This window comes from Geodermatophilus sp. SMS 5-13 (genome assembly GCF_059428245.1).
Map to the genome: position 1 here is coordinate 2,856,002 of NZ_CP165729.1, position 11,975 is coordinate 2,867,976.

Annotated in this window: 10 protein-coding genes; 2 read left to right on the forward strand and 8 right to left on the reverse strand. The window is 73.2% G+C overall.

The features are described from left to right. Nucleotides 1–83: 83 nt before the first annotated feature. On the reverse strand, nt 84–3,884 hold the full coding sequence (gene metH / locus AB3388_RS13910) for a methionine synthase (RefSeq protein WP_495411358.1): 3,801 nt from the start codon (nt 3,882–3,884) through the stop codon (nt 84–86). 246 nt (nt 3,885–4,130) lie between these two features. Here metH and AB3388_RS13915 point away from each other — a divergent pair, with 246 nt between their 5' ends. Then, nucleotides 4,131–4,991, forward strand: a complete 861-nt coding sequence (locus AB3388_RS13915) for a PAC2 family protein (RefSeq protein WP_495411359.1) — start codon at nt 4,131–4,133, stop codon at nt 4,989–4,991. A 300-nt stretch (nt 4,992–5,291) separates the two neighbouring features. Here the strand turns inward: AB3388_RS13915 and AB3388_RS13920 are convergent, their stop codons facing one another. Continuing rightward, entirely contained in the window at nt 5,292–6,332 is a 1,041-nt protein-coding gene (locus AB3388_RS13920; RefSeq protein WP_495411360.1) for an HD domain-containing protein, read from the reverse strand. Between the two features lie 4 nt (nt 6,333–6,336). Beyond that, complete coding sequence (mshC, locus tag AB3388_RS13925; protein ID WP_495411361.1) at nt 6,337–7,575, reverse strand: cysteine--1-D-myo-inosityl 2-amino-2-deoxy-alpha-D-glucopyranoside ligase; 1,239 nt, start codon at nt 7,573–7,575, stop codon at nt 6,337–6,339. A gap of 108 nt (nt 7,576–7,683) precedes the next feature. Between mshC and AB3388_RS13930 the strand changes: the two genes are divergently transcribed. Then, nucleotides 7,684–8,400 (forward strand): maleylpyruvate isomerase family mycothiol-dependent enzyme, encoded by a 717-nt coding sequence (locus AB3388_RS13930; RefSeq protein ID WP_495411362.1) that lies wholly within the window; start codon nt 7,684–7,686, stop codon nt 8,398–8,400. Nucleotides 8,401–8,407: 7 nt separating this feature from the next. Here AB3388_RS13930 and AB3388_RS13935 read toward each other — a convergent pair whose 3' ends face one another. The 5 genes from AB3388_RS13935 to AB3388_RS13955 form a co-directional block, all read right to left on the reverse strand. Continuing rightward, nucleotides 8,408–8,794, reverse strand: coding sequence for a VOC family protein (locus AB3388_RS13935; RefSeq protein WP_495411363.1), 387 nt, complete (start codon nt 8,792–8,794; stop codon nt 8,408–8,410). 91 nt (nt 8,795–8,885) lie between these two features. Further along, a complete protein-coding gene (locus tag AB3388_RS13940; protein WP_495411364.1) occupies nt 8,886–9,644 on the reverse strand; it encodes an SCO1664 family protein in 759 nt (252 codons plus the stop codon). 20 nt (nt 9,645–9,664) lie between these two features. Then, nucleotides 9,665–10,216, reverse strand: coding sequence for a DUF3090 family protein (locus tag AB3388_RS13945; RefSeq protein WP_495411365.1), 552 nt, complete (start codon nt 10,214–10,216; stop codon nt 9,665–9,667). A 51-nt stretch (nt 10,217–10,267) separates the two neighbouring features. Further along, the gene (locus AB3388_RS13950; RefSeq protein WP_495411366.1) at nt 10,268–10,966 is read right to left on the reverse strand and encodes a histidine phosphatase family protein; all 699 of its coding nucleotides are present in this window, start codon (nt 10,964–10,966) and stop codon (nt 10,268–10,270) included. A gap of 21 nt (nt 10,967–10,987) precedes the next feature. Then, on the reverse strand, nt 10,988–11,818 hold the full coding sequence (locus AB3388_RS13955) for an undecaprenyl-diphosphate phosphatase (RefSeq protein ID WP_495411367.1): 831 nt from the start codon (nt 11,816–11,818) through the stop codon (nt 10,988–10,990). Nucleotides 11,819–11,975 lie beyond the last annotated feature (157 nt).

Consider the following 11,975-nt stretch of genomic DNA (forward strand, 5'->3'; position numbering starts at 1 on the left):
GACCGTTCGTCACCCGGCTGTCACTGCGCGCGGCCACCCGGCGCCGCTCGGGCCCCGGCCGACGATCCGTCACGCCGCCGGCGTCACTCGTCCTCGGTGCGATAGCCGAGGTTCGGCGACAGCCACCGCTCCGCCTCGTCGACCGTCCATCCCTTGCGCCGCGCGTAGTCCTCCACCTGGTCGCGGCCGATGCGCCCGAGGTTGAAGTAGCGCGCCTGCGGATGGGCGAAGTACAGGCCGCTGACCGCCGCGCCCGGCCACATCGCCATGCTCTCGGTGAGCTCGATCCCCGTGTGCGCCTCGACGTCGAGCAGCTGCCAGATGGTCCGCTTCTCGGTGTGCTCGGGGCAGGCCGGGTAGCCCGGCGCCGGCCGGATGCCGGCGTACTTCTCGGCGATCAGCGCCTCGTTGCCCAGCGTCTCGCCCGGGGCGTAGGCCCAGAACTCCTTGCGGACCCGCTCGTGCAGCCGCTCGGCGAAGGCCTCGGCGAGGCGGTCGGCCAGCGCCTCCAGCAGGATCGCGCTGTAGTCGTCGTTGGCCTTCTTGAACTCCGCGATGCGCTCCTGCGCACCGAGCCCGGCGGTGACCGCGAAGGCGCCGATGTAGTCGCGCAGGCCGGTGTCCTTCGGGGCGACGAAGTCGGCCAGCGACTTGCGCGGCGAGCCGTCCCGGCCCTCGGTCTGCTGCCGGAGCTGGTGCAGCGTCGCCCGGACCGTCCGGCGCGTCTCGTCGGTGTAGACCTCGATGTCGTCGCCCTCGACCTGGTTGGCCGGGAAGAGCCCGACGACGCCGTTCGCCCGCAGCCACCGGCCGGCGACGATCTGGTCGAGCATCGCCTGGGCGTCCTCGTACAGCCGCCGGGCGGCCTCCGCGGTCGCGGGGTTGTGCAGGATGTCCGGGAACCGGCCGCGCATCTCCCAGGTCGTGAAGAACGGCTGCCAGTCGATGTAGCCGCGCAGCTCGTCGAGCGGGTAGTCGGTGAACGTCCGCACGAACTGCGTGATCTCGCCGTGCCGGTGGTCGCACTGCGGGCCGGTGCAGACGTCCTTCGCCTGCTGCAGCAGCATGCGCGGCCGCGGCGGGGTGTAGCCGCGCCAGTCGACGGGGGTCGCCGCGGCGCGCGCCGCGGCGATCGGCAGCAGGGTTCGGGTGTCCTGGCGGGCGGCGTGCCGCTCGCGCAGCGCGGCGTAGTCGGCCTCGGTCTCGGCGAGCAGCCCCGGCCGCTGCTCCGGCGAGAGCAGGGCGGCCACGACCGGCACCGAGCGCGAGGCGTCCTTCACCCAGATGACCGGGCCGTGGTAGCGCGGCGCCACCTTGACCGCCGTGTGCGCCCGCGACGTCGTGGCGCCGCCGATCAGCAGCGGGATGTCGAAGCCCTGGCGCTCCATCTCGGCGGCCAGGTTGGCCATCTCGTCGAGGGACGGCGTGATCAGGCCGGAGAGGCCGATGATGTCGGCGCCCTCCGCCTTGGCGGCGTCGAGCACCTGCTGGGCGGGCACCATCACCCCGAGGTCGACGACGTCGTAGTTGTTGCACTGCAGGACGACGCCGACGATGTTCTTGCCGATGTCGTGGACGTCGCCCTTGACCGTGGCCATGACGACCCGGCCGTTGCTGCGCTCCGCGTCGCCCGGGCGGCGCTCGGCCTCGATGAACGGGACGAGGTAGGCGACCGCCTTCTTCATGACACGGGCGGACTTCACGACCTGCGGGAGGAACATCTTCCCGGACCCGAACAGGTCGCCGACCACGTTCATCCCGGCCATGAGCGGGCCTTCGATGACCTCGATCGGCCGCCCGCCGCGGTCGCTGATCTCGGCGCGCAGCTCCTCGGTGTCGGCCTCGACGAACTCGTCGAGGCCCTTCACCAGGGCGTGCGTGATCCGCTCGGCGACCGGCAGCGCCCGCCACTCCTCGGACGCGGTCTCCTTCGCCGCGCCGTCCCCGGCGAAGTCTCCGGCGATCTCCAGGAGGCGCTCGGTGCTGTCCGGACGGCGGTTGAGGATCACGTCCTCGATCCGCGCGCGCAGCTCCGGGTGCACCTCGTCGTAGACCTCCAGCGCCCCGGCGTTGACGATGCCCATGTCCAGGCCGGCCGCGATCGCGTGGAACAGGAACACCGCGTGGATCGCCTCGCGGACGCGGTTGTTGCCGCGGAAGGAGAACGAGACGTTCGAGATGCCGCCGGAGACCAGCGCGCCGGGCAGGTGCGACGTGATCCAGCGGGTGGCCTCGATGAAGTCCCGCCCGTAGTTCGCGTGCTCCTCGATGCCCGTGGCGACGGCGAAGACGTTCGGGTCGAAGATGATGTCCTCGGCCGGGAACCCGACCTGCGTGGTGAGGATGTCGTAGGCGCGGCGGCAGATCTGCGTGCGGCGCTCCAGGTTGTCCGCCTGGCCGGCCTCGTCGAAGGCCATGACGACGACGGCGGCGCCGTACTTGCGGCACAGCCGCGCCTCGCGGACGAACTTCTCCTCGCCCTCCTTGAGCGAGATCGAGTTCACGATCGGCTTGCCCTGGATGTTCTTCAGGCCGGCCTCGATGACCTCCCACTTCGAGGAGTCGATCATCGTCGGCACGCGGCAGATGTCGGGCTCGGCGGCGATCAGCCGCGTGAAGCGGTCCATCGCCTCGACGCCGTCGATCATCCCCTCGTCCATGTTGACGTCGATGACCTGGGCGCCGGCCTCGACCTGCTGGCGGGCGACGGTCAGCGCGGTCGGGTAGTCGCCGGCCTTGATCAGGTTGCGGAAGCGCGCGGAGCCGGTGATGTTCGTGCGCTCGCCGACGTTCACGAACAGCGTGTCGTCGGTGACCGTGAGCGGCTCGAGCCCGGAGAGCCGCAGCGCGGGCGCGACCCGCGCCGGGACCCGGGGCGCCGTCCCCTCGACCGCCGCGGCGATCGCCGCGATGTGCTCGGGCGTCGTGCCGCAGCAGCCGCCGACCAGGTTGACCAGGCCGCTGGCGGCGAACTCGCCGAGCACGGCCGCGGTGTCGGCGGGCGCCTCGTCGTACTCGCCGAACGCGTTGGGCAGGCCGGCGTTGGGATAGCAGGACACGAACGTGTCGGCGATGCGGGACAGCTCCGCGACGTAGGGCCGCAGGTCCTTGGCGCCGAGCGCGCAGTTGAGGCCGACCAGCAGCGGCTCGACGTGCCGCACCGAGTTCCAGAACGCCTCGGTGACCTGGCCGGAGAGGGTCCGCCCGGAGGCGTCGGTGATGGTGCCGGAGATCATCACCGGCCACCGGCGGCCGCGCTGCTCGAACAGCGTCTCCAGCGCGAAGATCGCCGCCTTGGCGTTGAGGGTGTCGAAGATCGTCTCGACGAGCAGCACGTCCGCGCCGCCGTCGACCAGCCCGTTCGCCTGCTCCAGGTAGGCCTCGACCAGCTCGTCGAAGCCGATGTTGCGGGCACCGGGGTCGTTGACGTCGGGCGAGATGGACGCCGTCCGGTTGGTCGGGCCGAGCGCGCCGACCACGTACCGCGGCCGGTCCGGGGTGCGCGCGGTCATCGCGTCGCACGCCTCGCGGGCCAGCCGCGCCGAGGCGACGTTGAGCTCGTACGCCAGGTCGGCCATGCCGTAGTCGGACAGCGAGACCCGGGTGGCGTTGAAGGTGTTCGTCTCGATCAGGTCGGCGCCGGCCTCGAGGTACTCGCGGTGGATGCCGGAGACGATCGCGGGCGCGGTGACGCTCAGCAGGTCGTTGTTGCCCTGCAGGTCGGTCGGCCAGTCGGCGAACCGCTCGCCGCGGTAACCGGCCTCGTCCGGGCGGTGCCGCTGGATCGCCGTCCCCATGGCCCCGTCGAGCACCAGGATGCGCCGCTCGAGGAGGGCGGTCAGCTCCGCGGTGGCGTCCGGGCGGAGGGCGGGGGTGTGCGGCATGGCGGTCCTCGGTCGTCGAGCGGGCAGTGTCCACTGCGGCGTCGGGCGCCAGGGCTCCGGCACTCCGACGGGCGGATAGGCGCCTCGTCGTCCCCGAACAACGCTGCCATGGTCTCACCTTCCGGTGACGGAGCGGGGCGGCCCACCCGACGCCGGTCCACCTGTCGGGCGAACCTTGCCGGGCTTGTCACCCCACACGTCGCACGGAGCCGGTGAGAGGGGGTCGGCCGACGTAGGCTCGGAGAGGTGATCGACCCGAAGTCCACCCCTGAGGACCTGCCCCGGCTCACCGACGCAGTGGCGGTGGTCGCCTTCGAGGGCTGGAACGACGCGGGGGACGCCGCCACCGGAGCCGTCGAGCACCTCGAGCTCATCTGGGACGCCACCCCCCTCGCCGCGCTGGACCCGGAGGACTACTACGACTTCCAGGTCAACCGCCCGTCGGTGCAGCTGATCGGCGGGCTGTCCCGGCGCATCGAGTGGCCGACCACCCGGATCTCGGTGGCCCGGCCGAAGGGCAGCGAGCGCGACGTCGTCCTGATCCGCGGCATCGAGCCGAACATGCGCTGGCGCGGGTTCTGCGAGGAGCTCATCGAGCTCTGCCGCGAGCTCGACGTCCACACCGTCGTCGGCCTGGGCGCCCTGCTCGCCGACACCCCGCACACCCGCCCCACGCCGGTCTCCGGCTCGGCCTACGACACCGAGTCCGCGCAGCGCTGGGGGCTGGAGGCGTCCCGCTACGAGGGCCCGACCGGGATCCTCGGCGTCTTCCAGGACGCCTGCGTGCAGGCGGGGCTGCCGGCGATCAGCTTCTGGGCGGCGGTGCCGCACTACGTCTCGCAGCCGCCCTCCCCCCGGGCGACCGTCGCGCTGCTGCAGCGGGTCGAGGAGGTCCTGGACCTCACCGTGCCCATGGGGGCGCTTCCCCAGCAGGCCGACGACTGGGTGAAGACGGTCGACGAGATGGCCAACGAGGACGCCGAGGTGGTCGAGTACGTCCGCTCGCTGGAGGAGCGCGCCACCGAGGACGACCTGTCCCGTGCCAGCGGCGACTCGATCGCCCGCGAGTTCGAGCGCTACCTCCGGCGCCGCGGCTCCTCCAACTGAGTACGGTTTCGCGCGTACGAGCGCGGCTCGCGCGCCTGACGGCGCGGAGTAAGTTGGGGATAACGGTCGACGTGGCGACATGTCGACTCGGCGACGTGACTCCTCGTCGATGAGTGGGGGCTCCAGCAGCCACCCGCCCGGCGACGTACCCCGATTGTCCGAAGACGCTCTCTGCCGGCACCGGGCGGGTGTGCGTCCTGATCTATACCGAAACTGATCCGAGTGCAACCGCAGGTCGCCCCGAGTGGGCGCTTTCGGGACATCACGACGATGCTGGCGCACCCGATCCGCGGGGCAGGCTCAGGACGTGCGCAGCAGCGGGGTCATCCGGGACGACGCGTCGTCGTCGAAGAGGCGGTCGTGCATGGACAGCGCGAACCGGTCGGTCATCCCGGAGACGTAGTCGACGACCTGCGTGACCGGATCGGCCGAGGTGTCCCGGTAGCTGGCCGGGATGAGCTCGGGATGGGCCAGGTGGTGGTCGACCAGCCGCCGGATGACGTCGATCGCCACGTGCTTCTGCCCGGCCGCGGTCGGGGACCCGTAGACCCGCTCGAACATGAAGGTCCGCAGCTCGTGGAAGGCCTCGAGCGGCCCGGGCGCCATGACGACGACGCCGGCGGAGTTCTCCGGCGACAGGCTGCCCTCGACGACCGCGTCGATCATGGCGCCGACCATCTCGCTGCCCGGCTCCCCGAACACGGCGCGGGCGCGGGCCGGCAGGTCGGACACCTTCAGCACCCCGGCGCGGACGGCGTCGAGGGCGTCGTGGGACAGGTAGCCGATCCGGTCGGCGTAGCGCACGCACTCGCCCTCGCGGGTCGCCGGCGGCGGGCTGATCTTCCAGCTGTGCGCCCGGATGCCGTCGCGGACCTCCCACGTGAGGTTCAGGTGCTCCAGCACCTCGACGATCCGCACCCCCTGCGCCGCGTGGTGCCAGCCACCGGGCACGTACGGCTCGAGCGCGTCCTCGCCGATGTGCCCGAACGGCGAGTGGCCCAGGTCGTGCCCGAGCGCGATCGCCTCGGCGAGGGTCTCGTTGAGGCCCAGCGCCCGGGCCAGCGAGCGGGCGACCTGGTTGACCTGCAGCGTGTGGGTCAGCCGCGTGACGAAGTGGTCGCCGTCGGGGTTCAGGAAGACCTGCGTCTTGTGCTTGAGCCGGCGGAAGGCCTTGGCGTGCAGGATCCGGTCGCGGTCGCGCTCGAACGCCGTCCGCAGCGGATCCTCCGGCTCGCCGACGGCGCGGCCGCGGCTGGCCGTGGAGCGGGCGGCCGCCGGGGCCAGCTGCTCCTCCTCCGCCTCCCGGGCGGCGCGGCCGGTGAGCCGGAAGCGGTCGCCCATGCCGCTACAGCGCCACGCCGAGCAGGGCGTCCACGGCGTCGCGGACCAGGGCCGGCGACCCGTCGTCCTCCCGGGCCCCGTCGAGGGTCGCCCGCGCCCAGGCATCGACCGCCGCGATCGCGCCGGGTGAGTCGAGGTCGTCGGAGAGCCGCTCGCGCAGCTGGGCGAGCACCGGGGCCGCGGGGGCGCCGGCGGTGGTGCCGACTGCCCGGCGCCAGGTCGCCAGCCGGTCCTCGGCCGCGCGCAGCAGGTCCGGCGTCCACTCCCGGTCCGTGCGGTAGTGGCCGGCGAGCAGGGCCACGCGGATCGCCATCGGGTCGACGCCGTCCCCGCGCAGCCGGGAGACGAAGACCAGGTTGCCGCGGCTCTTGCTCATCTTCTCGCCGTCCAGGCCGATCATCGCCGCGTGCACGTAGGTGCGCGCGAACGGCTTGGTGGCGGTGAGCGCCTCGGCGTGGACGGCGGAGAACTCGTGGTGCGGGAACACCAGGTCGCTGCCGCCGCCCTGGACGTCGAAGCCCATACCGATGGTCTCCAGCGCGATGGTGGCGCACTCGATGTGCCAGCCGGGCCGCCCGGCCACGCCGCGGGGGCCCGACCAGGACGGCTCGCCCGGCCGCTCGCCGCGCCACAGCATCGGGTCCAGCGGCTGCCGCTTGCCCGGCCGGTCGGGGTCTCCCCCGCGCTCGGCGAACAGCCGCAGCATGGTGGCCTCGTCGTAGCGGGACTCCCCGCCGAACCCGGGCGCCTGGGCGACGTCGTGGTAGACGTCGCCGGTGCCGTCGTCGAGCACGTAGGCCAGGCCCTCGTCGAGCAGGTCCTCGATGTGGGCGACGATCCGCGGGATCGACTCGACCGCGCCGACGTAGTCGTCGGGCGGGAGGACGCGCAGCGCCGTCATGTCCTCGCGGAACAGCGCCGTCTCGCGCATGCCGAGGACGATCCAGTCCTCGTGGTCGCGCTCCGCGCGCTCGAGCAGCGGGTCGTCGATGTCGGTGACGTTCTGCACGTAGTGGACGGCGTGCCCGGCGTCCCGCCACACGCGGTTGACCAGGTCGAAGGCCAGGTACGTGGCCGCGTGGCCCAGGTGGGTGGCGTCGTAGGGGGTGATCCCGCAGACGTACATGCGCGCGGTCGGATCGGGGCTGGTGGCCACCACCTCGCCGCGGGCGGTGTCGTGCAGTTTCAGGGCGGGGCCGGCCCCGGGCAGGGTCGGCAGCAGCGGGGCGGGCCAGGAGAGCACGACGCCGAGCCTAGAGGCGAGGTCCGACGCGGACGAAAACCGCGGGCCGTCCCCGTGTGGCCCTACGGTCCTCTCACGCACGTGCGGCCGCCGCCGGAGGGAGTGCAGATGGAGCTCGACGAGTACCTGCCGGTGCTGCAGCGGGCCAACGCCCGCTTCGCCGACGCGGCCGCGGCCGCGGTGCTGGAGCGAGGGTGGACGGCGCACGTGCCGGGCTGCCCCGGCTGGAGCGTGGCCGACCTGGTCTGGCACCTGGCCGAGGTGCAGCACTTCTGGGCGTGGATCGTGCGCACGCGGGCGCAGGACCCGTCGGCCTACCCCGAGCCGCAGCGCCGTCCGGACGACGAGCTGCTGGGCTTCGCCGCGCTGTCGGCGGCCGAGCTGGAGGCCGCCCTGGACGGCGCCGAGCCGGCCGAGCCGGTCTGGACGTGGGCGCCGCGGCGCGACGTGGCGTTCGTGCTGCGCCGGCAGATGGTCGAGACCGTCGTGCACACTGCCGACGTCGAGCAGGTGCTGGGCGAGCTGCGCCCGATCCCGGCCGACGTCGGGCTGGACGGCATCGACGAGTGGCTGGAGGTGTTCGTGCCGGGCGTGCTGCCCGAAGGGCCGCCGGCCGGGGCGCACCCCGTCGTCCTGCACGCCGTCGACGCCGACGCCGAGCGCACCCTCTTCCCCGGCACCCGGCCGTTCCCGATCGCGGCGGTCACCGGCAACGCCGGCGACCTGCTGCTCGCGCTGTGGCACCGGCTGGGGATGGAGGTGCTGACCGTGGACGGCGACCCCGCCCAGGCCGCCGCGATGATCGGCCTGGTCACGATCGAGTAGTCCGGCGTCAGGGCCAGGTGGTGGCGTACTTCTCGAACGCCTCGCCGGTCTGGATGCCGACGACGCAGAAGACCAGCCCGGCGGGGTCGGTCATCTGCCAGAACGAGCCCATGTCCGCCGTCCGCTTCGCGCCGAGGGCCTCGAGCCGGGCCACCTCGGCGGGGATGTCGTCGGTCTCGATGTCGACGTGCCAGCGCGGCGGCGTCCCCGCCCCCGTCCGCTGTGTCTCCAGCTTGAAGCCGTCGCCGAAGACGCCCAGCGAGGCCCAGTCGTCGTCGGCGGAGTCCGGCTCGAGCGGGTGGCCGGTGGCCGCGGACCAGAAGTCCACGCCGGCGACGTGGTGCTCGGGCGGCAGGTCGAGCAGCAGGATGGCGAGGCGGGAGCGGTGCGGCATGTCGCTGATCCTGCAGCCGTCCACCGACGAGATCTGCACAGTGGTCGCCTTCGAGGCCTCGAAGGCGACCACTGTGCAGATCTCGCGCAACTCAGAAGGGCGGCCAGGGCAGGGCGGGCCAGTCCCCCGAGGGTTCGGGGTGGCGGCGGGTGCGCAGCAGCTCGGCGACCCGCTGCTGCGTGCGGCGCACCTCGCGGCGGGTGAGGTGCTCGTGCAGCTGCTCGCCGAGGTCGCCGAGCAGCCCGTCCTGCAGCCGCTCCAGCACCTCGACCGCCTCGGCGGGCAGCTGCTTGCCCGCCCAGCGCCACAGCAGGGTGCGCAGCTTGGGGTCGACGGAGAAGCAGATGCCGTGGTCGACGCCGTACACGTGGCCGTCGGGCATCGGGATGATGTGCCCGCCCTTGCGGTCGGCGTTGTTGACCACGGCGTCGAAGACCGCCATCCGCCGCAGCGCCGGGAGGTCCTGCCGCACGAACGCGGCCAGGTCGACGGTGGGGTCGCCGTCCATCCACAGCTGCACCATGCCGGGCCCGAACGGACCGTCGCGCAGCACGGTCGGCGGCACGATCCGCCAGCCGGTGGCCTCCGAGACGAGGGCGGCGGAGACCTCGCGGCCGGCGAGGGTGCCGTCGGGGAAGTCCCACAGCGGCCGCTCCCCCGCCACCGGCTTGTAGACGCACTCGGCCTCGAGCGTGCCCGTGCGGATCGTGCCGATCAGGGTCACGTTCGACGCGTCGAGCAGCCGCCCCTCGAGGTCGATCTCGCCGTCGGCCAGGAGGACGGCGGACTCGGCGTCGTCGGCGGGGGGCCGCAGGTCACTCGCGGCGACCGGCTCGGGCTGTTCGCTCATCGGCGGGAGGACGCCGCCGGTCAGCGGCGGTAGCCGTTCTGCCGGGGGCAGACGTGGCCGGTCGGGTCCAGCGGCAGCGAGCACAGCGGGCACGGCGGCCGCCCGGCGGCCACGACGCGGCGGGCCCGGGCCACGAACGCCCGCGCCGCGCCCGGCGTGATGGTCACGCGCAGCGCGTCGGGGCCCTCCTCGGCGTCGGAGAGGATCGCCTCCTCCTCGATCGGCTCGTCACCGGCGGCGACGGCCTCGACGACGACGGCCTGCGCCTCGCCGTCCCAGGCCAGGCCCATGGCGGCGACCCGGAACTCCTCGTCGACCGGCGGGGTGAGCGGGTCGAGGTCGTCGACGTCGGCGTCGGGCGGGATGACGGTGTTGGCGCGGGCGGCGATCTCGTCGAGCAGCTCGCTCATGCGGTCGGCGAGCACCTGCACCTGGGTCTTCTCCAGGGCGACGCTGATGGTCCGGCCGGTGGCATCGGAGGCCTGCAGGTAGAAGGTGCGGTCTCCGGGCTGGCCCACCGTGCCGGCGACGAACCGGGTCGGGCGATCGAAGAGGTGGACCTGGCGTGGCACGGGCCCCAGGTTACGCGGGCGTCGGGGCAGGTCCAGCCGATGACACCGGGCTCAGGCGCCCGGTCCGGCGCCGCCGCCGACGACGGCGTCCGATTCCGTCTTGCGGCGTCGCCGCTTCTTCGGCGGCGGCAGCAGGGCGGCCACGTCGCCCCCGGTGTCGTTCATCCGGACGACGAACGGCCGGGTGTCGGTGTAGCTGATCACCGAGATCGAGGCCGGGTCGACGACGATCCGCTGGAACGAGTCCAGGTGCAGGCCGAGCGCGTCGGCGAGCACCGCCTTGATCACGTCGCCGTGGCTGCAGGCCAGCCAGACCGCCTCGGGGCCCAGCTTGGCGTTCCACTCCCGGACCGCGGCGACGGCCCGCGCCTGCGTCTGTGCCAGCCCCTCCCCCTCGGCGCCCGGGAACACGGCCGCGGACGGGTGCAGCTGGACCACCTTCCACAGCGGTTCCTTGACCAGCTCCTTGAGCGGCCGCCCGGTCCAGTCCCCGTACTTCGCCTCGCCGAGGCGGTCGTCGGTCTGCAGTTCCAGCTGCCGGTCGCCGACGACGGCCTGCGCGGTCTGCACGCAGCGCTCCAGCGGGCTGCTGACCACCGCGGCGAGCGGAACCGGCGCCAGCCGCGCCGCGACGGCCCGCACCTGCTCGAGGCCGGTCTCGTCGAGCTGCACGCCCGGCGTCCACCCGGCCAGGACGCCGCCGGTGTTCGCCGTCGTCCGCCCGTGGCGCAGCAGCACGACCGTCGTCACGGGTCGAGGCTACGGAACCGCTCAGCGGGGAGCCAGGACGCCGGCGCCGACCAGGCCGAGCACGAGCAGGCCGAGCACCACCCGGTAGACGACGAACGGGGTGAAGCTGCCGCGGTTGAGGTAGCGCAGCAGCCAGGCGATCACCGAGAGCCCGACGGCGAAGGCGATGACCGTGGCCAGGATCGTCGGCCCCCAGTCGACCTGCCCGCCGGCGAGGTCACCGGTCAGCGCCTCGTAGGCCTGGAAGAAGCCCGAGCCGAGCACCGCCGGGATGGCCAGCAGGAAGGAGTACCGGGCCGCCGCCGCGCGGGTGTAGCCGAGGAACAGGCCCATGGTGATCGTCCCGCCGGACCGCGAGACGCCCGGGATGAGCGCCAGCGCCTGGGCCAGCCCGTAGAGGACGCCGTCGCGGGCGCTGAGGTCGGCCAGCTCCAGCTTCTTGCGGCCCACCCGGTCGGCCCAGAACAGGATCAGCGAGAACGCCACCAGCGCGATCGCGACGATCCGCAGGTCGCGCAGGCTGGTCTCGATCCGGTCCTGGAAGAGCAGGCCGAGGACGATGATCGGGATGCTGCCGAGGATGATCAGCCAGCCCATGCGGGCGTCCGGGTCGTGCTTGCGCTTCCCGAACAGCGAGAGCACCCAGGCCGAGACGATCCGGGCGATGTCGCGCCGGAAGTAGAGCAGGACGGCGGCCTCGGTGCCGATCTGGGTGATCGCGGTGAACGCCGCGCCGGGGTCGTCCCAGCCGAAGGCCTCCCCCACGATGCGCAGGTGGGCGCTGGAGGAGATCGGCAGGAACTCCGTGAGCCCCTGCACCAGGCCCAGGACGACGGCTTCGAACCAGCCCACGCCGCTCAGCCCCTCGGCTGCGGGACGACGGGCACGGACGGCGTTGCGGCAGGCACGGAAGGTCAGGGTAGGCGGCCTCCCTGGGTGACCGGACGCGCCGCTCCGGGGTGGGGACGGTCCCCGGCCGTCGTCCCCCTCCGCCGGTAGGTTGGCCGCT

Coding starts and splice junctions, on each gene's coding strand:
- metH (WP_495411358.1), bottom strand. CDS start 3,884: ATGCCGCACACCCCCGCCCTCCGCCCGGACGCCACCGCGGAGCTGACC.
- AB3388_RS13920 (WP_495411360.1), bottom strand. CDS start 6,332: ATGGGCGACCGCTTCCGGCTCACCGGCCGCGCCGCCCGGGAGGCGGAG.
- AB3388_RS13930 (WP_495411362.1), top strand. CDS start 7,684: ATGGAGCTCGACGAGTACCTGCCGGTGCTGCAGCGGGCCAACGCCCGC.
- AB3388_RS13935 (WP_495411363.1), bottom strand. CDS start 8,794: ATGCCGCACCGCTCCCGCCTCGCCATCCTGCTGCTCGACCTGCCGCCC.
- AB3388_RS13940 (WP_495411364.1), bottom strand. CDS start 9,644: ATGAGCGAACAGCCCGAGCCGGTCGCCGCGAGTGACCTGCGGCCCCCC.